The organism is Chryseobacterium sp. ERMR1:04 (assembly GCF_001297705.1).
GTDB lineage: Bacteria > Bacteroidota > Bacteroidia > Flavobacteriales > Weeksellaceae > Chryseobacterium.
This window is the reverse complement of record NZ_LIRF01000005.1, coordinates 42,351-61,237: the sequence shown is the minus strand read 5'-3', so window position 1 is coordinate 61,237 and position 18,887 is coordinate 42,351. Positions and strand designations below refer to the sequence as shown.

The 18,887-nt window shown below is 32.9% G+C and carries 20 protein-coding genes; 12 read left to right on the top strand and 8 right to left on the bottom strand.

What is annotated here, in order from left to right:
- Positions 1-5 precede the first annotated feature (5 nt).
- Positions 6-1,136 carry an HmuY family protein gene (locus AMQ68_RS10765; protein WP_054510649.1) on the bottom strand — a complete coding sequence of 377 codons (1,131 nt, stop codon included), beginning with the start codon at positions 1,134-1,136 and terminating at the stop codon, positions 6-8.
- A 10-nt stretch (positions 1,137-1,146) separates the two neighbouring features.
- Positions 1,147-3,279 carry a TonB-dependent siderophore receptor gene (locus AMQ68_RS10760; RefSeq protein WP_054510648.1) on the bottom strand — a complete coding sequence of 711 codons (2,133 nt, stop codon included), beginning with the start codon at positions 3,277-3,279 and terminating at the stop codon, positions 1,147-1,149.
- A gap of 94 nt (positions 3,280-3,373) precedes the next feature.
- Between AMQ68_RS10760 and AMQ68_RS10755 the strand changes: the two genes are divergently transcribed.
- Together AMQ68_RS10755 and AMQ68_RS10750 are read left to right on the top strand one after the other, a co-directional pair.
- A complete protein-coding gene (locus AMQ68_RS10755; protein ID WP_054510647.1) occupies positions 3,374-4,195 on the top strand; it encodes a choice-of-anchor J domain-containing protein in 822 nt (273 codons plus the stop codon).
- 217 nt (positions 4,196-4,412) lie between these two features.
- Positions 4,413-5,684 (top strand): T9SS type A sorting domain-containing protein, encoded by a 1,272-nt coding sequence (locus tag AMQ68_RS10750; protein WP_054510646.1) that lies wholly within the window; start codon positions 4,413-4,415, stop codon positions 5,682-5,684.
- Positions 5,685-5,846: 162 nt separating this feature from the next.
- On the opposite strand, the gene AMQ68_RS10745 is transcribed toward AMQ68_RS10750, so the two are convergent.
- From AMQ68_RS10745 to AMQ68_RS10730, 4 genes are all read right to left on the bottom strand, one after another.
- Positions 5,847-6,137: a putative quinol monooxygenase gene (locus AMQ68_RS10745; RefSeq protein WP_054510645.1), complete on the bottom strand. Its 291-nt coding sequence runs from the start codon at positions 6,135-6,137 to the stop codon at positions 5,847-5,849.
- 68 nt (positions 6,138-6,205) lie between these two features.
- Positions 6,206-7,093 carry a sulfite exporter TauE/SafE family protein gene (locus tag AMQ68_RS10740; protein WP_054510644.1) on the bottom strand — a complete coding sequence of 296 codons (888 nt, stop codon included), beginning with the start codon at positions 7,091-7,093 and terminating at the stop codon, positions 6,206-6,208.
- A gap of 63 nt (positions 7,094-7,156) precedes the next feature.
- A complete protein-coding gene (locus AMQ68_RS10735; protein WP_054510643.1) occupies positions 7,157-7,426 on the bottom strand; it encodes a hypothetical protein in 270 nt (89 codons plus the stop codon).
- Positions 7,427-7,514: 88 nt separating this feature from the next.
- Positions 7,515-7,922 (bottom strand): Rrf2 family transcriptional regulator, encoded by a 408-nt coding sequence (locus AMQ68_RS10730; RefSeq protein ID WP_054510642.1) that lies wholly within the window; start codon positions 7,920-7,922, stop codon positions 7,515-7,517.
- A gap of 142 nt (positions 7,923-8,064) precedes the next feature.
- Here AMQ68_RS10730 and AMQ68_RS10725 point away from each other — a divergent pair, with 142 nt between their 5' ends.
- The 10 genes from AMQ68_RS10725 to AMQ68_RS10680 all read left to right on the top strand — a co-directional run bounded on the left by AMQ68_RS10725 (position 8,065) and on the right by AMQ68_RS10680 (position 16,396).
- Positions 8,065-8,493: a DUF4268 domain-containing protein gene (locus AMQ68_RS10725; protein WP_054510641.1), complete on the top strand. Its 429-nt coding sequence runs from the start codon at positions 8,065-8,067 to the stop codon at positions 8,491-8,493.
- Between the two features lie 209 nt (positions 8,494-8,702).
- The gene (locus tag AMQ68_RS10720; protein ID WP_054510640.1) at positions 8,703-9,161 is read left to right on the top strand and encodes a hypothetical protein; all 459 of its coding nucleotides are present in this window, start codon (positions 8,703-8,705) and stop codon (positions 9,159-9,161) included.
- Positions 9,162-9,368: 207 nt separating this feature from the next.
- A complete protein-coding gene (locus AMQ68_RS10715; protein ID WP_054510639.1) occupies positions 9,369-10,187 on the top strand; it encodes a DUF2314 domain-containing protein in 819 nt (272 codons plus the stop codon).
- Positions 10,188-10,248: 61 nt separating this feature from the next.
- Positions 10,249-11,013 carry a hypothetical protein gene (locus AMQ68_RS10710; RefSeq protein ID WP_054510638.1) on the top strand — a complete coding sequence of 255 codons (765 nt, stop codon included), beginning with the start codon at positions 10,249-10,251 and terminating at the stop codon, positions 11,011-11,013.
- A 118-nt stretch (positions 11,014-11,131) separates the two neighbouring features.
- Positions 11,132-11,971, top strand: a complete 840-nt coding sequence (locus AMQ68_RS10705; RefSeq protein WP_054510637.1) for an SDR family NAD(P)-dependent oxidoreductase — start codon at positions 11,132-11,134, stop codon at positions 11,969-11,971.
- Between the two features lie 175 nt (positions 11,972-12,146).
- A complete protein-coding gene (locus tag AMQ68_RS10700) occupies positions 12,147-13,061 on the top strand; it encodes an AraC family transcriptional regulator (RefSeq protein WP_054510636.1) in 915 nt (304 codons plus the stop codon).
- A 79-nt stretch (positions 13,062-13,140) separates the two neighbouring features.
- Positions 13,141-13,725 (top strand): Crp/Fnr family transcriptional regulator, encoded by a 585-nt coding sequence (locus tag AMQ68_RS10695; protein ID WP_054510635.1) that lies wholly within the window; start codon positions 13,141-13,143, stop codon positions 13,723-13,725.
- A 667-nt stretch (positions 13,726-14,392) separates the two neighbouring features.
- Complete coding sequence (locus AMQ68_RS10690) at positions 14,393-15,130, top strand: SDR family oxidoreductase (RefSeq protein ID WP_054511096.1); 738 nt, start codon at positions 14,393-14,395, stop codon at positions 15,128-15,130.
- A gap of 148 nt (positions 15,131-15,278) precedes the next feature.
- Positions 15,279-15,641 carry a hypothetical protein gene (locus AMQ68_RS10685; RefSeq protein ID WP_054510634.1) on the top strand — a complete coding sequence of 121 codons (363 nt, stop codon included), beginning with the start codon at positions 15,279-15,281 and terminating at the stop codon, positions 15,639-15,641.
- A gap of 17 nt (positions 15,642-15,658) precedes the next feature.
- Positions 15,659-16,396 (top strand): hypothetical protein, encoded by a 738-nt coding sequence (locus AMQ68_RS10680; RefSeq protein ID WP_054510633.1) that lies wholly within the window; start codon positions 15,659-15,661, stop codon positions 16,394-16,396.
- A 52-nt stretch (positions 16,397-16,448) separates the two neighbouring features.
- Here AMQ68_RS10680 and gldG read toward each other — a convergent pair whose 3' ends face one another.
- Positions 16,449-18,116 (bottom strand): gliding motility-associated ABC transporter substrate-binding protein GldG, encoded by a 1,668-nt coding sequence (gene gldG, locus AMQ68_RS10675; protein ID WP_054510632.1) that lies wholly within the window; start codon positions 18,114-18,116, stop codon positions 16,449-16,451.
- Positions 18,117-18,120: 4 nt separating this feature from the next.
- On the bottom strand, positions 18,121-18,849 hold the full coding sequence (locus AMQ68_RS10670; RefSeq protein ID WP_054510631.1) for an ABC transporter permease: 729 nt from the start codon (positions 18,847-18,849) through the stop codon (positions 18,121-18,123).
- Positions 18,850-18,887 lie beyond the last annotated feature (38 nt).

Sequence of the window (18,887 nt, the reverse complement as noted above, 5' to 3'; positions counted from 1 at the left end):
TATTTTTATAAAGCTTTGTATTCAAACTGAGGAAAACCACGTTCACCAGAGACCCCATTTTCATCTGTTTTGCTTTTTGTAATTCTTGTGAATTTAAGTTTAAAGTAATTTCCTGCAGGATCTTTTAGAACATAAAACCTATCTCCATATACTTCCAGACCATTTACACCTACAGGATTTCTCCAATTTGGCCCTATTGAACGTTGATCATTATATATAAACTTAGAAGCATCTACATTTGATGCTTTAAAATCATTATAGGTTTGCGCTGCAACATCAGCAGCAACTTTTACTTCATATGAACCTGCACCTCCTACAATATTAGTAGTTACAAAATCTGCATAAACGTAACTGCCCGCTCCATCAATTGTATTTGTGAATACTGTAAAGCTTATATCCCATTTATTTTTTTCAGGCTGAATAAATACTTCCTTATTATTTTTCAAGCTTACAAAATTGAAGTTGTAAGCTGCATTTTTAGAAATAATTAATTCCTTATGAGAAGTTGCATTAAGCTCTGCATATTTTACTTTATAACCATCAGCCAATCTTACTACCTGAACTTTCATCCAACCTCTGCTATCTCCTCCTGTCATAACAGATCCTACAGGAACACTCCCTGTGTATAGCTCTTTACCCATATTTACAAGGTAAATTGCATTGTCGGAATCAATTGTTTTAACCTCTCCTATCGCTGTAGACCCTGTTGGGAAATTACCGTTAACATCGTCGATATAAGCAACATTAGAAGGATTAAAATTCGCTACCTGAACCTGATTTTTCAATGCTGTTACATCAGAATCTTTAACCAAATCTATATCCGTTGCATTTGGAATTTTTCCGGCTGCCATCATAATTGATGAATTGATTGCAACTTTGAAAGAACTTCCCGAATACAATGCAATATCCCAATCTGTTCTTTTTGTAAGAGTTTCTTTTGGTACCTCTTTACCATTAACTGTAGTAACATCACTAAGATCTACCCAAACTTGGTTTGGCTGTGTAGGCCCACCAACATTAGCATCTGCAATAATACTGTTAGAAGGGAGAACAGCTACTGGGTCTTCATTATCATTAATACAAGACTGGGCTATCAAGGATGTCCCCACTAAAAGATAAAATAGTATTTTTTTCATTGTAATAATTTTAAAAATTGTAGTTTACTCTGGCAAAATAGCTTCTACCATAGAATAAATTTTGATCTCCTGTAGCAGCATTATGTCCATCACCAGAAGTAACTGTATTTCTAATACTTGAAACATCAAAAATATTTTTAATACCAAGACTTACTTCAAAATGGTTTTTAAAGAATGGTTGACTCACGGTAAAATTTAGCATATTAAAATCCTGAACCTCGCCTAATATAAATTTTCCCGGATCTGTACTTAAACTCTTGGAAGGAATATAGGTATACTGTTTTCTTTTTCCTGTATATTTATAATACAGAGCGAAAAGTGTTTTGGTATTTTCTAATGTATAATTGGCCCCTAAGTTTGCTTCAAAATAGTAATTGTAGTCATCAGGTGAAGTAATTTGTCCGGTATTCAGTGCTTGAGAAATACCCATTACTGAAACCCCTGTTTTTAAGGAGAAATTATCTTTGCTCACATTCAAACCTCCACCCAATAATATAGATTTATAATTATCTACATTTAAGAATGTATATTTTAATGGCTCAAGATTGATAATAACACTTTCAATTCTGTCATTAACATCCAGATACATTCCCGACAAGCTCAGATTAAACTTCCATGCACCTGAAGAACTTGTATTATAATCCCAGAATAATCCTGCAGAATAACCTGTCTCAGGTTTTAGATTTTCATTTCCCCTAATATCATGGTTGTTATCTACTACGAAAGTGTAAAGCTCATCATAAGTTGGAAACCTATTGGCAGAACCAAACACCGCACGTATATCAGATTTTTGAGAAGTATTGAATCTTGCGGTTACCGAGTAGTTATATTGTGAATCAAATTTATCACTTAAAGCCAATCTTGCCCCTGGACGTAATGAAAACCAATTATTGACCTTCCACTCTGCTGATAAGAAATTAGCATAATTAAATATTGTTCTCTCAATACTTTTTCCGTTATTGTTTGATTCAAATGTTACAGAATTTGCATATCCGCTCGTTCTGTCTAATTCGTAGCCTAACTGAAAGTTGATTTTCTCATTATCAAGGAAATTACTAAACATTCCTCTAGAATATAATACTTTTGATTCGTAAAAAGTAAGCTCGGGAGCTTTTGAATTTATTTTTCGGTTAGGAACATCATAGTCATAATCCTGATATTTCCTTTCCTGTGTCTGGTAAGAGAAATCTCCGGTATAATTTATTCTTCCTAGTTGTGTTTGAATATTAAACTGATGAAGCCATCTGTTGGTAAAATAATCTCTGTCTTTAGCTATAAAAGTCTTACTTCCAGAATCATAATCTGGAGTGATGATCTGATTATAACTATTAATTTTTTCATTCAGATAATTTACTTTGTAAAAAAAGGAAGTCTTCCCTTTAGAATAGCGTACTGCTGCATTGGTAATCAACTGATCCTTCGGAAGCCATTCGTAACCTCTCTTTCCGTCATTACCTTCACTAAAGTATTTATATCCGTTGTATTTCCCTTTATACCCTTGGAAATCATTATGGTTAATATCAGCTGTTACAGACCAGTTATCATTGATTCTATATCCTAGATTTAAAGATTGTACATGACGACCGTTTCCTTTTTTGAACCAGTCATAATCCTTACCTACTGTCTCTTCCTGTAAAGAAGCTAATGCAGTGAATTTTTTTACATAACTTTTCTTTGTAATAATATTAATAACACCTGCTACGGCATTATTACCATACTCAACACCCATAGATCCTTTTACAATCTCAATTCGCTCAATATTATTAACATTGATTTTTGTAAGGTCAACAAGATTTCCCATCCCTTGATCACTTACTACAGGAATGTTATCAATAAGTACTTTAGTATATTGACCACTAAGCCCCATGATATTAGCATTAGAGTCTCCTGTTCCTGAATTAGGCTGAACTAAAATATTAAGATTTTGGTTAAGAACTTCAGCTGCATTGGTTACAGCCATATTTTTAATCTGCTGCGCATCAATTACTTCAACTTTATAAATAGATTTATTAATGGATTGTTGCATATATTGCCCTGTGATGACAACTTCTTCTATATTTTTCTGATTAAGAGAATCTTTTTGCTGTGCATTGATCCAAAAAACAGTGGATAACGACAGTATAGAAAGCACTTTCTTCTTCATAGACGCAAAATTTTCGACAAATATAATGCTTTATTTAGAACAATTAAAAATAATTTACTACTTTTGTGGAATAATTCTAAATAATAATAACATTATGAAATTAAGACTACTTTTTGGAACTTTGATGCTTACGGCTATGACTGCTAATGCACAAGTAGCTACGATTAATGAGAACTTCAACAACTTTACTTCTGGAAATACCACTTTCCCGCAAAATGGATGGTCTGCAATTGTTGCAGCCCCTACAAACTCATTCCCACCAGTACCACCTAGGATGATTGTTGCTGAGGAAGCAAATAACACAAGCAATAAGATGATTCAGTCTTATGCAGGAAATAATGCAACCGCTCCATCTTATTTAGTAACTCCTCAGATTGTTACGCCAACAGGAGATAAAACGTTATCGTTTGCTGCTACAGCAGTAGACCCATATACAAGTCCGGCAACTATTCAAATCGGAGTAGCGTCAAGCCCAACAGACATGTCAACATTTGTTGCAGTAGGTAGCCCAATTACGATAGTGGGACCTGGAACAATTCAAAATATCAGTGTTCCAATTCCTGCATCTACAGGAACAGCATATCTTGTTTTCAAATTTACTCCAACAATTGCTCATACTGCAATTCAAGTTGATAATGTAGTATACAACACCACTTCTACTTTAGCTGTTTCTGATGCTGCTAAATCTAAAGAAGAAATCAAATTTGCAGTGAATTCTGAAAATACAGCATTACAGTTTGTTGCTAAAAAAGATCCTAAAAACATTCAGGTTTATGCTTCAGGAGGACAAAAAGTAGCTGAAGGAAAATTAAAAGGACAAACATTCGATATTAGCGCTCTTCAAACAGGCGTTTACTATATCATTATTGAAACTGCAGAAGGTTCAGTAGTGAAATCAAAATTCATTAAAAAGTAAGATTTATTAGACGAACTTACGTTTTAAAAGGCTGACTTATGAAATTCATAGGTCAGCCTTTTTTTATGAACAAAAATTAAAACTACTATTAAAAGCCCATTAACAGTGAATTTTATATGTTGAATAAATAATAAACAAGATAAAAATCATGTTTTTATTTAGAATAGTTAAAAATAAATATATACTTTTGTAGAATCATTCTAAATAAGAAAACAACATGAAAACAAAATTACTTTTAGCTTCAATACTTGCTTTTTCAGTTCAACAAACTGTGTTGGCGCAAACAGATGCTAACGGATATACACAAGTAGATCTTTCAATGGGATCAGGATACCAGAATCGTGTATTTTTTAGTTTACCTGCTAATAATATTGTTTCTCAACCTGCAAACTCATGGGATGTTGCATTTTTTAGAAATTCTGCAATGAATTTCGGAACAAGAATTAATGACGCCAAAGATATTTCGGTATATCAGGCTTCAAATAACCTTGCAGATTGGGATAATATCAATATCGCAAATGAATCAACTTGGGGGGATCCATTTTATAATCCGGATCAAGCAACTTCTATTCAGGAAGGTGCTTTTGAACAAGGTTCTGCTCCTTACGGATGGGGACAATATAATGGGGCAACTCATCATGTAGAAGGATCAATTATATTTGTTTTAAAATATGCAAACGGGACTTATGTGAAATTTGCTCTTCTTGATTATTTTGGAGGGTATACTTTTAAATATTCTAAATGGAATGGGACAACCTGGGATGCAACTCAAACAAAAACACTAGCAAACGGAACAGATGATGCATATTTCAACTATTTTTCATTCACAACAAATGATAAAGTAGCTAATCTTGAGCCTGCAAAAACTTCATGGGATCTGATGTTTACAAAATATTACACTTTTTATAACAATATCATGATGTATCCGCTTTCCGGAGTTATCCAAAACCCTAGTATAACCGTTGCAAAAGTACAACCTGAAGCTCAGGCAACATCTACTTTTGCACTTCCTGGATCAACTGCTTTTTCAAACAAAATTACTTCAATTGGCCATTCATGGAAACCTGTTTCCGGCGTTTACAGCGATGTAGTTTATTATATTAAAAAAGGAAGTGATTATTACAGATTGTATTTCGTTTCAAATGGAGGTCAATCAACAGGTAATATGTATTTCAAATACAAAAATATTTCGGGAACCTTAGGCGTTACGGACCTGGCTAATAAAAAAGCTTCATTTGGTATTTATCCAAACCCAACAACAGCTGATAAAAACGTTACCGTTTTATTTGATGTTAAGGAAAAAGCAAATAATAAAGGGAATGTAGAAGTATACGACCTTACCGGTAAAAAAGTATACTCGGCAGAACTCACTAATCAGACAGGTTTCTACAAGCAAGACCTGAATCTTTCTCATCTTACTTCAGGAAATTATCTTGTGAAGATAACTTTCGGAGGAAGTTCAGAGACTAAAAAGCTGATTATAAAATAATAAAAGGTGAATTGTTAATAGTGAATATTAAACTTGATAACAAATTAATTTACATTTTATTCTTAAAACTTAAATTTTAATACTTTCTATTTTTTCTAATAAAAGGCTGCCTACAATTTGTAAGCAGCCTTTTAAAATTATTTTTGAGGAATCAGAAAATGTTTAATATATCTTAAATCCTTTATAAACCTGAGTCGAGCTTTCGAGCATTTTTGAAGCATCCTGTCTGAAATTTAAAAGATGATCTTGGCCGTTATGAAGTTTATGATGTTCTTCACTTTCCCATAATTCAATCATTAGAAAAGTTCCTTTATTATCTTTGTCTTCAATAAGGTCATACTGCAGACAACCCTCTTCTTTTCTGGTTTCTTTTACCAGATTTTGAAACAATTCAACCGCATCCATCAAGTAATTTTCATTAAACTTAAAAAGTGCAACAACGTGTAAATTCATGTTCTATTTTTTATCGTATAAATGTAAAGTATTTTCAAAACCGAAATACATTTTTACCCAGTTTTTTTTTAACTGAAAATAGATTTATAAATCGTAATAGAACTCATCACAATCACCAATGTTCCAATAACAATAAACATTTTCTTTACAGGCAATTTTGCAGTAAGCATCGCTGAAAATGGTGCGGTGATAATTCCTCCAATCAAAAGACCGAGAATAATATTCCAGTGTTGTATTCCTAATGTAAAAAAGAAAGTAACTGCAGCGGTGATGGTTAAAATAAATTTAGCAACTGTTGAACTCCCTACGGCAAATCTTGGAGTAAAAGCATTTTTAATTAATGTTCCGGTAACCAGAGGTCCCCAACCTCCACCGGCAAACGAATCTATAAAACCTCCTATTAATCCTAATCTTGTTAAATTCGTTTTTCTTTTTAATGCTTTATTCTGTTTAGGTTTAAAAGCATTCGACAGAATCTGAATTCCAAGATATAAGGTATAGAAAGCAATAACCGTTTTGGTAATTTTTGAATAATATTCACCAACATAGGTAAGGCTTAAAGCTCCGATAACAGCTCCTATGATGGCAGGAATGGCTAATTTTTTAACCAAACTTTTACTTACATTCTTCAATTTAACATGGCTAACACTTCCCGCAGCCGTTGTAAAACTTTCGGCGGAATGAATACTTGCACTCACAATATGAGGAGGAATATTTAGTAATAAAAGCGTCGTTGTACAAATCACACCATACCCCATTCCCATAGATCCCGCAACAATTTCTGCAAAAACACCTACCAAAAGCATCCAGTAAAAAATATGATTATCTTTTTCTAAAATGGCTAAAAGTTCATCCAAATATCCGATCTCATACATTGAGAAGACAGCAATAGCTAGTATTACAGCTGTCACCAATAATACATTTAATCGTATTTGAATTTTTCTTGAAATTACCATATTGTATACATTTTACTGAAATTTTTGAAACTCCATTCCATTAATACCCCTTCACATCTTGGGTTAATTAAGAAGATAAACCTCTGTTTTGGTCTTATATTTTGAATTGTTTTTTGAAAGTAAATCGTAATGTTTGAAGAAAAATCTTCCTGTATCTCGTTTGAAAACTTTAATGGGTAATTTTTGCCTAAAAATTATATCGGGGATAACCTGATCTTCCTGACCAAGCCATGTTGAGAAAACAACTCCATTTGAGAATTTTTCTGAGATAAATTTCAATCCATCCTCTAGTGAAAGCTGTTGTAGTGTATCTGCATCTTCTGTTGAAATCATATTTATTCATTTGAAGTCATGCAAATATCTAATAAAATAATTATCCTACCAAATAAGTAGACTAATTATTCGAAAAAAATGGATCTGATCAATCGATCAAATCCAGTAGAGTTTTTTCTTCTAAAATTTTAAGTGATGCATCTCGAACTTCAATCAGAACATCATGTAAACTGCAGTGATCTTCGTTACAATCTTCACATTTTTCGTAAAAATTTAAACTCACACAGGGCAACAATGCAATTGGGCCATTTACCAAACGAATAATTTTCGCAAGTTTTACATTTTCAGGATGTTCTCTTAAAAAGTAACCTCCTCCTTTTCCTTTTTTACTATCAAGGACATCGGCTTTTTTTAATTCAAGTAAGATATTTTCCAGAAATTTTAATGGAATTTTTTTTCGTTCCGCAATTTCGGAAATAAGAACAGGCCCGTCATTTCTTTTTTCTACAAGATATGAGAGTGCCTTAAAAGCATATTGAGATTTTTTAGATAGCATTACAGCAAAAATAAGAAAATAGTTTGAGATGTGTAATAGTAAGTACAGAAGTTGGAAGATGGGTACTGGAAGCCTTTAAACTGCATTATTTACTTCCATCATCAGACTTCCAACTTCCATCCAAAATCCCTATTTTTGCTCCATGTTCAGTAAACAAGAGGCACAGCAAATAAAAAAAGACTTTTGGACCGCTTTTGGGAAATCATTTCCTAGAAAATGGCTGTTGTATAATACAAAGGTTAAGGATTTTTCATTCAAATTTAATGCAGAAACCAGAAAAGCAGAAGTTTCTTTAGATATAGAAATGAAAGATGAAGATTTCCGAAATGCCTATTATAACAAAATATGGTCGCTGGAGGATATTCTGAAAGATTTTATCGGAGATTTTCAAAAAGAAGAATATTTTACATTAGACAACGGAAAAGTAATCGCTAAAATCTGGGTTGAAAAGCATGACGTTTCTGTTTTCAATAAAAACACCTGGCAGGAAATCTTCGAATTCTTTGTGGAAAAAATGGATGGTTTTGAGAGGTTTTATTATGAATATGAGGATTTTATAAAGGATGTTTAAACTATGAAAGTTTCTGATAAATATGATCTTACCTTTAAGAAAAAATAAAAGGTTTCCAAGATTATTTCACATGCATAAATTCAAAAATTCCGGGATCCTTTTGCACAGCACATATGCTGGAGGCTTTTAGAAGAATGGATTCATTTTATGAAAAATAAAGAATTTTATTATCATGAATTCATAAAGAATAATCTATTAATCTTTCTTCAATGGAAATAAAATACTTAGATATACTTATAAAATATCCGGAACACGACAAGTGGAAAAATAAAGGAATTTCTGAAGATGAAATTTTATTGCTAGAATACATCTATAATAAAGAAAATCCTTTTCCAAAAGTTCTAAAAGAGCTTCTTACTTTAGCAGGAAATTTTTGTTACGCCTTAGACTATAGTGTTTATGATAGCCAGATAGAAATGCAACAGGGAGAACACGAAGAGCTTTTAAACATTCATAATTTTATTATTCCTAGACCTGTCTTTTTTGTATGTCTCATCTCACATGGCCTTCCTCTTTTTCTTTTTTTAGATGAAGGACATAATCCTCCACTGAACCAGATTATAAATAATCCTACTTTGGAAAGTTATTACCGAAGAACAGGTGGAACACTACAAGGTTTAATTGAAAGTAGAATCCAAGACAATTTGAGAGGATATTCTATGTTTTAAAAACATATCAAAGTAAAATTCGATCTAACAACAATATAACTTTAATTAAAATTTAACTACAAAATCAAACCTTGGTTTAAAATTTTTCATATTTTAGTTGAACAGTAAAAATATCAGTTTTGTGAATATCCATAATGCTTTCAAGCTTAATTCATAATCCTTTTTCACTGCTTTTTTCAAATTCAAATCACAAAAATTTTAAATATAATGGAAAATAATTCGTTTATTTTTACAGACGGAACCGACCCCAAAATGATCGAAGCTTATAAAAAAGCGCGGGAAACTTTTAAATATTTCTGGAGAGAGCAATCTTGGGAATACAGAAGAATTGTTCCAGGACTAAATTTGGCTTGTGTAAAAGCTACTTTCTCACAGGAAGATCCGGAAACAGGAAAAGATATTGTAGAACATATGTGGATCAACGATATTGATTTTGACGGAGATCATGTAAAAGGGTATTTGATGAATGAGCCCAATGATATCACCAACATACAGCCCGGAGATTATTTTGAAATCCCCGTAAATGAGATCAGCGATTGGCTTTTTGCCATTACTCCGGCAGTGAAGAAACCCAAAGGACTTTCTAAACTCTTCTTCTCCACTGAGGAACCTATACCTAAAGCTTACGGTGGTTTCACCATACAAAAAATGCGTGCTGACATGGAAGAAGCAGAAAGACAGGAACATGATGATGCCTGGCAACTTGATTTCGGAGATTTCAATGATGTTGAAGTGGTTCATGAACAGAAAGAAAAACCCGAAAATCTTGTGGAACATCCGATGAGCAGAAATATGAAGGAAGATTTTGTGAAATTTTTACAAGAATATCCTAATGAATTAACGAATGTTGATGATAACGGATTGACACTTCTTCATAAAGAAACGATTGCAGGGAATTTAAGTTCTGTAGAAGTTATTCTCGAAGCAGGAGCTGATAGAAATCAACAATCCAACAACGGAAAAACAGCGTTAGACTTTGCCAAACAACTAAAATGGGAGCATTTGATTCCTACTTTAGAAAACTAAATAGATAAAGAGAGGCTTTCGGGTTTCTCTTTTTTTTGTTAAATTGAAAATTATTTTATGCATGCAAAATTTAATTAAATATTTTAACTCAATCTCCGCAGAATTTAAAAAATCACACTATTCAGAAAAAAGCGTTGAAAAACTCTTTGACCTTGTTTATGAATTGGAGGTAAAAGAAAAAAATTTGGAAGAAATTTATATTCTATCAAAAACATATCAACTCCTTCGTTTCAATAGAAAAGCTATAAAAATATTAGAACCCGCTATAAAGTTTGCAGAAAAAAAAGAGAAAGAAAAACTAGAAAAACTTCTTATTAATCTAAAGAAAGAATCTGTATCTTTCTACAATAAAGAACCATATCGAGATTTACGTGAGGCCAAAATAAAAAAGATTTTTTCATTGATTTTTTCTTCTAAAGACTTCAATATTGTAAAGGATAAAGATGTTTATAGAACGGAGATTCCTGAGCATATAGAAAATATTGTTGTCCTCAATAAATATGTTAAAAGAAGATTTATTGAAATTTATTCTGAATATAATTTTGGTGAATTGGAAATCAAAAAAATCATAAGCCATATTGAATGGATTGCTGATGTAAAGAAAGATCTAATGGTTTTTTATATGGATGCAAGAATAGATTACAAATTAAGCCATATAAATGAAGAATGGTTTAATAATCTAGAAGTGATTGATCTATTAATTGAAATAAAAGATGGTATCATTTACAACCAAATAGCCATTTCAGATCACATCCGTCAAGTTGGTTTTTACCTTGAGACTAAAGACAATACAATAGTTTCATTAGAGTACGACCCGATACTTTAACCATTTTTATATAGAGATATCCCCCATTCACGATTCGGTTACATCATTCATTGATTGAGCTACTTTTTCCACTGCCCATATTTCCACCTTTGTACCATCATTTAAAACCAATAAAAAAATGGAAACAAAAAAAGTATGGTTCGTTACAGGAGCCTCAAAAGGTTTGGGATTAGCCTTAGTCAAAAAATTATTAGAAAAAAACTATCGTGTTGTTGCTACGACAAGGAATACTCAATCATTAATTTCAGAAATTGGAGACGCTTCTGAACAATTTTTACCGCTTGAAGTTAATTTAGCCAACAATGAAGATGTGCAATCTGCCATCGCAAAAAGTATTAATCATTTTGGACAGCTTGATGTGATCGTCAACAATGCAGGCTACGGATTGATTGGTACTTTGGAAGAACTTTCCGACAAAGAAGCAAGAGGTAATTTCGACATCAATGTATTCGGAACGCTGAATGTAATCAGAAACGCAATGCCTTATCTTCGTCAGCAAAAATCCGGACATATTTTTAATATTTCTTCCATTGGAGGGTATTCCGGAAACTTTCCGGGATGGGGAATTTATTGTGCTACAAAATTTGCGGTGGCCGGACTTACAGAAGCGTTGGCAGAGGAAATTAAAGATTTCGGAGTGAAAGCAACCGTTGTTTATCCCGGATATTTCAGAACGGATTTCTTAGATAAAGATTCTATCAAAACGCCTGAAAATGCTATCCCAGCATATGAAGCCGCAAGAAATTCTGAACATGCACATCTTGATGAAATCAATGGAAATCAACCCAATGATCCTGAAAAAGGAGCAGAAGCTTTGATCGCAATCAGTGAAGAACAAAATCCGCCTGTACATTTCTTATTGGGAAGTGGAACGCATGAGTTTTTGGATAATAAAATTGCTGCGATTAAAGGAGATGCTGATAAATGGGAAAGTTTGACGTTATCGACTGTAATTTAATTTACTAAAAAGTTTTTTATAGATCCTTCGACTCCGCTCAGGATGACAGCGCTAATACTAACCGTTTTAATTAATACGCAAAACTTTAACACTGTCATTCTGAGCGGAATCGAAGCCTTTCCCATAATAATGACGAATACATCTCACGAAAAAATAAAATCAATACCTTAGCATTATGAAACAGACATTTCGTTTTAATTCAATCTCGGAATTTCATGCTTTCTGTAATCTTCCGAATCCTGAACATCCGTTGATCAGCCTGATAGATTACAGTAAGGTCAATTATCCTACGGACGATAATGAGTTGAAATGGATTCAGAATTTTTATTCGATTGGCTTAAAACGGAATGTTAATGCTAAATTTAATTACGGTCAGCAGAAATATGATTTCGACTCTGGGGTTTTGTGTTTTGTTTCTCCGCTTCAGTTTTTAAGCCTTGAAATGAAGCCAGATGTTGAAGTGGAACCAACAGGATATTTACTGCTCATTCATCCCGATTTTCTTTGGGGAACTTCCTTGATCAAGAAAATAAAATCGTACGAATTTTTCAGCTATCAAATTAACGAAGCCCTTTTTCTTTCAGATAAAGAAGAGAAAATTATTGTTGATTTGTTTAAAAATATTGAAAAAGAATATCAAACCAATATTGATAAATTCACCCAAGAACTCATTGTTGCCCAATTGGAACTGTTCCTGATTTATGCCGAACGTTTTTATGAGCGTCAGTTCTTTACCCGAAAAAAATCAAGTCATGAATTACTGGAAAGGTTTGAACAAGTCCTTTCCCAATATTTTGAGAATGGAAATCTCATTGAAAATGGTATTCCATCCGTAAAAACCATTGCCGCACAGATGAATATTTCTCCCAATTATTTGGGAACATTATTGCGTATTCATACCCAACAAAATACACAGCAACATATTCAAAACAAGTTAATTAATACCGCAAAAGAACGCTTAAGCACAACGAGTTTATCTGTGGGTGAAATTGCGTATGAATTAGGATTTGAACATCCACAGTCTTTTAGTAAACTGTTTAAGCAAAAAACGAATCAGTCGCCATTGGAGTTTCGGAAATCGTTTAATTAAAAAAGCACAAATTATTCTTTCTCATCACTTTTTGTCAAATGACAAATGCCGGAAAACGAAGTTTGCCTAACTTGCATTCATGAAACAATTATTTGATTTTATTTTAAGGTTTGGAAATCTTAATCAACAACAGATCGATTTTATTTCAAGCAAAGCGACCGAGATCAATCTTTCAAAAGACGAGTATTTTTCGGAAGCAGGGAAAGTGGCAAAGCAAGTCGGATTTATTATCGACGGAATTTTGCGCGTTTGCTATTACAACAACAAAGGTGAAGAAATTACCAAATACTTTATTGATGAAAATAATCTGGTCGTAGATCTGGAAAGCTTTGATAATGAAATTTGTTCCAGCGCTTATGTTCAGGCCGTAACCGACTGTAAAATGATTGTTTTTTCAAGAAAAGACTGGCTGGAATTGCTACAAACGATCGTCGGCTGGGAAATGATTGTTCATAAAATTATTTCAAGAGCCTTGATGCAGAAAGTAGAACGAAGAAGTCCGCTTGTTTCGGAAGATGCTACGACTCGCTATCTTAAATTCTTGGAGATCTACCCTACGGTTGTCAACCGTATTCCGCTTTCTTATATTGCTTCTTATTTGGGCGTAACGCAGTCTTCTTTGAGTAGGATTAGGAAAAATATTGGTCATAAAGACCGTACTTAGAATATTTTTTTTAACGCAAAGATTTTTTTTTGATTCTGCATATTTTAGGAAGCAAAGAATTGAATCAATATAATTGATTCTTAAGAAGCTGCCTTCATCAGCGACTTTATCGCCTCTCTCTTTGCTGACTAAAAGTAATTCATTTTTATAGTAAAACTTTGCGTTTAAAAATGAATTTTATTGTTTACACTAATTGCCATTTTTGAAGAATCTAAATACATTTGCCAAAATAAACTATTTTGCATGTTCTTTTGTCTTGAAACAAACGAACCAAAAATTCAAGACTGGAATCTTCCGCTAAAAATAAAATTTGTTCTCTAAAAATTCTAAAACTTGCGCGAATTCAATATTTATGCTTCGATACTGAATTTGTCTCGCGCTTCAAACAGTAGAATTTTCTTAACGTTCACAAAGTTTATTTTTTTAACGCTACAGCTTCCTAGGTCATAAAGAGAAAATCTTCGATTTTCAAAAAAAGCTTAAGTGTTCTTATTAGGAGTTTAGTAGTAACTTAAAATAATTTAAGTGTCATAAATCCTCTGTGACTTTTGTGGTTTAATTTTTATTGAATTAATCAATTCCCAACTTATCATCGCTTTTTGTCATTTGGCAAATGTTATCTTATTTAATTGGCGGACTTTTACATCACCAATTAAAAACAAAAAAAATGAATTCAGCATTAATTACAGGCGCCAACAGAAGTATTGGCCTTGAAACCGCAAAACAACTTTCTGCAAAAGGATTATTCGTTTATTTAGGAAGCCGTGATCTTGAAAAAGGAGAAGCTATCGTAAAAGAATTAGCCGAAAAAGGATTTCAAAATATCAAAGCGATTGAAATAGATGTTACCAACCCTGATTCCATTTTAGCTGCTAAAAATTTGATCGAAAAAGAACAGGGAAAACTGGATATTCTTATCAACAACGCAGGAATTCTAGGGGTAAATCCTCAAACGGCAGCAGAAACCTCGATCAAAGATATTCAAAGCGTATTTGATACCAACTTTTTTGGAGTGATCAGTGTGACACAGGCCTTTTTAGAATTACTTAAAAAATCGGAAAGCCCGAGAATCAGTAACATCACTTCCGGATTGGGTTCACTAACGCTGCACAGCGATCCGTCTTGGAAATATTACAATGTAAAAGCAGCAGCTTACGGACCTTCAAAATCTGCTTTGAATGCTTACACCATTGTTCTAGCCTATGAATTGAAGGATCTTCCTTTTAAAGTAAATGTTATCGATCCTGGGTATACGGCTACAGATTTTAATAACCACAATGGTCCGGGTTCTGTTGAAAGCGCCGCCTCTTTTATCGTTAAACACACCCTAACCGACGAAAATGCACCAACAGGACAGTTTTACAGTAATGATATTGAGGATGAAATTGGGATAAGCCCGTGGTAGTATCTATTTTATAACTAATTAGGAAAGAGAGACTTTTGGGTTTCTCTTTTTTTGTTTTTAAAAGTATGAATTATTCATGTAATTTGCTTTTTAAATTTGATAAATCCATAAAATTTTATATTTTTATTAAAAAACAACTAAAACCAAGATGGACATAAACAAAAATGATTACTTTTTAAATGATGAAATTCCAGAGGACGAGAGAAGAGATACAGCATTTCAAACAGTAAATGCAATTAGAGAATCTGTAACTTTAGCAAAAAATTCATCACTCCCAATAACTTATGAATTTGCATTTAGTATTATTTATGATTTAGACAAAGAATTATATGAATCAATCATTAATTTGCTTGTTTCTAAAAATGAAAATGAAATCGTAAAATATTACAAAGAAATAGCTGAAGCATTAAGTTCTGAAGATAATATTTTAGACCCTATTGATTTAATTCAAAAAGAACTTAATGAATTAGAAGATATTCTTAAAACAAAAAAAGAAATAATACATATCTAAAAAAAAGGAAATTCGGTTTGGTTGCTGCAAAAGAATATTTCACACCAAGAAATCAGTCAGAACATAAAAGCCTAAACCATGATTTCTATTTAAGAAGCAGAGATGATTATTTTGGCAAACCTATTTATGAAACAGATAATTTTAAAGATTATCAAATTAACAAGAATAAAATTCTAAGATTACGATTATTACATCCTGACAAAGATGAAGCAATTCTAGGTGTTGATTTAATTTATGAACATTTTGATATGGAATTTGAAATTGTTCGTTTTGCTCATATGCAGTATAAGACATGGAACAATAGTGTTCTTTATGAATCCGCGTCTAGTAATATGAGAGCTCAATTATTAAAAATGAAAGATCATATTTGCGACTCTTCATTCTGTGATGGTCACGAGAGTTCACCAAGCGAATACAGATTTCCTTATTGTTCAGCATTCTTACGACCTACTTCTAAGTTACAAGCAAATAATAGTAAACTAGTCACATCAGGTTACCATGTTCCTCTTTGTCAAGCTTTAAAACTATTAGATAAGGATGGTAAATTAACTAAATTATCAATTAAAGATAAAAGTATTAAAGGAAGTATTTTTGAAGAGTTATTTGTAAGTAATATTGCCGGAAGTAGATGGATTTCTATAGATGAATTAGAAAAATTTTATGAAGATAAAGGAATTGCATCAAATTTAAATACTATAAGAATTCACGCACAAGAAGTTGATACATATGGTGAATATGATAAAATTAAAGATTAATTCTTAGCCTTAAGCAAAAAGAGAAACCTTACAGTTTCTCTTTTTTTATATTCTATCCAAACTTCTTCTTCCTCAGCCAGAAGAACAATCCTCCTAACAATCCGATAATTGCTAAAGGAAGCAGCAAATTCAGCCACTGCCAATTGGCTTTTTCTTCGGTGATTCTGTGTCGGTCAAGAAGTCTTTCTTCAATGTTTCTGTTTCTTAAATCCATTAAATTACTATCGTCTAACAGATAGTCTAAAGCATTTCTTAAAAACTGTTCGTTTCCGAATTGCTCATTTGTCATCAGGTCAACGCCTAAAGGTAAAGGGTCGCCTTTGATCACTTTATTTCTTCCGACATCACCGTCTGCAATAACGATCATTTTGTTTTCAGGACTTTGAGCCTTAAATCCAGGATATGATTTTCTCTCAATTCTAGATCCGTACGCAGAAGTGAATTTTCCTTCTAAGGCAACGGCATAAATCTTCGGAGTGCTTGGTTTTTCTCTTTGTCCCAGACTGTCTACGCTTGCAATTTCTTTCAGATCAACATAGTTGGGAACCTGCTTTAACAACGTTCTTTCACTTGATTCAAAAAGAATATTGGTCTTAATATTTTTTCTTCCTAACGTATCAATTGAGGTTGGGAATTCAAATTTTACAGGATTGATATTTTTAGTGATCGGATTATTGTGTTCCGCAATTCCAAGAGGATAATATGGCCACGGAAGGCTTGTGTATTGCGGGTTTCCACTTACTTCTCCTGTTACCAATTTCAGTAAAGCAAATTTCTTTAAATCTTTCACCAGCGAAGGATTGATTCTCAGTCCGTAATTGAAAAAGAAATCCGTCATATTGATATCCACAGGGAAAGGCATTACTTTTTGAGATCTCATTAACGTATCCATTTCGGCGTTTACGGCATCGATCATCCACAATGTTTTTCCGCCATTCATGATGTATTGATCAAGAATTACTTTTTCGCCATCCGTAAATGCTTTTCTAGGTTTTGCAATCACCAAAGCGCTCATTTGTTTCAACAAAGGAACATCAGCAACAGTCAGCTCCACCTGATTTTTAGGAATCACAGGTCCTGCATCATAGCTTTCAGAAGCTAATTCCATAAAACCATGAAATTCACGCGGATTTAATTCGTCATGATTAACTAAAATCCCAATCTTTTTTCTTTTATTAGCTGAAACATTCTTAATGTTTGAAACCAAATTATATTCAAGATTTTCAATAGATTTTGTCAGTTGCTCGTCTGCATTGATATTCGCCTGTTGCACCACCAAAGGAATAGAAACCCCTTTTTTGTCATACTTAATCACCGCATACGGAAAAAGCATGATCTGAGAAACCTTTCCGTCTTTGATATCCGGAAGTACAGAAGGCTGCATTCCCATCGCCATCAAAGTATCCTGAGACATTTTGGTTTTAATAGGATCAATAAATTTAAAATCTATGTTTGAGTTGATTTTTCTAAACTCTTCCAACATAAATTTTGTTTCGCTCTGAATCTGTTTGAAACTTGCAGGAAAATCACCTTCCAAGTACACATCAACGATCAATGGTTTCTTTACTGATTTTAATACCTTGATCGTATTGTCAGAAAGCGTATATCTTTTTTCTTTTGTTAAATCTAATCTAACCCCTGAAACAGCAAGGATAATGACCAAGGGCAAAATAACAAAAAGTAAAATTCCTAATGGAGATTTAAACTGTATCTTCTTCATAATTCTACTTCTTTTTATTGATAAAATGATTAGACAAAACAAGCGTAACACCGATGATAAAAACAAAATAAGCGACATCCTTGAAATCGATAAGACCTCTTGTGAAACCTAAAAAGTGTTGATAAAAACCAACATTCTGTAAGATAAAATCTGCTCCGCCCAATAATTTATAACTTGCCAATTGCTCGATCCCGAAATACATGATGAAACACATGAAAACGCCTAACAAATAAGCCATGATTTGATTTTGAGAAAGGGAAGAAGCTAATATTCCAACTCCTGAAAATGCAGCAATTAAAATGATTAAACCTATATAACTTCCGAACGTCATTCCTAAATCTATATTTCCTGCAGGAACGCCCAAAACATAGACTGTATAAAGATAGATCAATGAAGGAATCAAACATAAGATCCCAACAACCCAAACGGAAAGGAATTTTCCAAGAACAAAATCTGAAATTTTCAACGGTTGAGAAAACAACCAGTTTAATGTTCCGGTCTGTTGTTCCTCTGCAAAAGTTTTCATAGACAATGCCGGAATGATAAACATCAACAGCCACGGCACCAATACAAAATAACTTTGTAGGGAAGCCATTCCGATCTCGAAAATATTAGAATCGTTATCGAAAAAAAACAGAAAAAGAGTCGCTATCAAACTGAAAGCCGCAATGATGATCCACGCGCTCCAATTCCCAAAGTAACTCCAAAGTTCTTTCTTAAAAATTGCAATCATAGTTTTATTTAGGGTTTAGGTAATAGGGTTTAGGAATC

What these genes read in the sequence shown, in the direction of transcription:
- AMQ68_RS10685 (WP_054510634.1), top strand. Translation starts at nt 15,279, where the DNA reads ATGGACATAAACAAAAATGATTACTTTTTAAATGATGAAATTCCAGAG.
- AMQ68_RS10745 (WP_054510645.1), bottom strand. Translation starts at nt 6,137, where the DNA reads ATGAATTTACACGTTGTTGCACTTTTTAAGTTTAATGAAAATTACTTG.
- AMQ68_RS10690 (WP_054511096.1), top strand. Translation starts at nt 14,393, where the DNA reads ATGAATTCAGCATTAATTACAGGCGCCAACAGAAGTATTGGCCTTGAA.
- AMQ68_RS10700 (WP_054510636.1), top strand. Translation starts at nt 12,147, where the DNA reads ATGAAACAGACATTTCGTTTTAATTCAATCTCGGAATTTCATGCTTTC.
- AMQ68_RS10740 (WP_054510644.1), bottom strand. Translation starts at nt 7,093, where the DNA reads ATGGTAATTTCAAGAAAAATTCAAATACGATTAAATGTATTATTGGTG.
- AMQ68_RS10695 (WP_054510635.1), top strand. Translation starts at nt 13,141, where the DNA reads ATGAAACAATTATTTGATTTTATTTTAAGGTTTGGAAATCTTAATCAA.
- AMQ68_RS10715 (WP_054510639.1), top strand. Translation starts at nt 9,369, where the DNA reads ATGGAAAATAATTCGTTTATTTTTACAGACGGAACCGACCCCAAAATG.
- AMQ68_RS10750 (WP_054510646.1), top strand. Translation starts at nt 4,413, where the DNA reads ATGAAAACAAAATTACTTTTAGCTTCAATACTTGCTTTTTCAGTTCAA.
- AMQ68_RS10720 (WP_054510640.1), top strand. Translation starts at nt 8,703, where the DNA reads ATGGAAATAAAATACTTAGATATACTTATAAAATATCCGGAACACGAC.
- AMQ68_RS10760 (WP_054510648.1), bottom strand. Translation starts at nt 3,279, where the DNA reads ATGAAGAAGAAAGTGCTTTCTATACTGTCGTTATCCACTGTTTTTTGG.
- AMQ68_RS10670 (WP_054510631.1), bottom strand. Translation starts at nt 18,849, where the DNA reads ATGATTGCAATTTTTAAGAAAGAACTTTGGAGTTACTTTGGGAATTGG.
- AMQ68_RS10755 (WP_054510647.1), top strand. Translation starts at nt 3,374, where the DNA reads ATGAAATTAAGACTACTTTTTGGAACTTTGATGCTTACGGCTATGACT.
- AMQ68_RS10730 (WP_054510642.1), bottom strand. Translation starts at nt 7,922, where the DNA reads ATGCTATCTAAAAAATCTCAATATGCTTTTAAGGCACTCTCATATCTT.
- AMQ68_RS10735 (WP_054510643.1), bottom strand. Translation starts at nt 7,426, where the DNA reads ATGATTTCAACAGAAGATGCAGATACACTACAACAGCTTTCACTAGAG.
- AMQ68_RS10765 (WP_054510649.1), bottom strand. Translation starts at nt 1,136, where the DNA reads ATGAAAAAAATACTATTTTATCTTTTAGTGGGGACATCCTTGATAGCC.
- AMQ68_RS10705 (WP_054510637.1), top strand. Translation starts at nt 11,132, where the DNA reads ATGGAAACAAAAAAAGTATGGTTCGTTACAGGAGCCTCAAAAGGTTTG.
- gldG (WP_054510632.1), bottom strand. Translation starts at nt 18,116, where the DNA reads ATGAAGAAGATACAGTTTAAATCTCCATTAGGAATTTTACTTTTTGTT.
- AMQ68_RS10725 (WP_054510641.1), top strand. Translation starts at nt 8,065, where the DNA reads ATGTTCAGTAAACAAGAGGCACAGCAAATAAAAAAAGACTTTTGGACC.
- AMQ68_RS10710 (WP_054510638.1), top strand. Translation starts at nt 10,249, where the DNA reads ATGCAAAATTTAATTAAATATTTTAACTCAATCTCCGCAGAATTTAAA.